We start from the raw sequence: 278 nt of genomic DNA on the forward strand, positions 1-278 counted from the left end.
GGATTCTCCAACGGTGCGATCATGGCCGCCGCGCTCATGGCGCACCATCGGGAACTGTTCACCGCCGCCATCCTGATCCGTCCACAGGCCCCGTTCCGTTCACCGTCACCCCACACGCATCTCGCGATGCCCGTGCTGATCCTCGACGCTCGTCATGACGCCCGACGCACTCGTGACGACGGTTTGCAGGTCGCCAGATGGCTGCGTGACGCCGGCGCGACCGTCGAACACACGACCCTTCCGGTACAGCACGGCATCACGCACGACGACGAGCGCGC

The 278-nt window shown here is 66.5% G+C and carries 1 protein-coding gene; it reads left to right on the forward strand.

Translation table 11 applies throughout. From position 1 onward, the window contains the following. Positions 1-21: 21 nt before the first annotated feature. The coding region (locus BIU96_RS14540; RefSeq protein ID WP_217642275.1) for a hypothetical protein at positions 22-278 on the forward strand (257 nt) is incomplete at its 3' end.

The organism is Curtobacterium sp. MCBA15_008, assembly GCF_001865065.1.
Taxonomy (GTDB): Bacteria; Actinomycetota; Actinomycetes; order Actinomycetales; family Microbacteriaceae; genus Curtobacterium.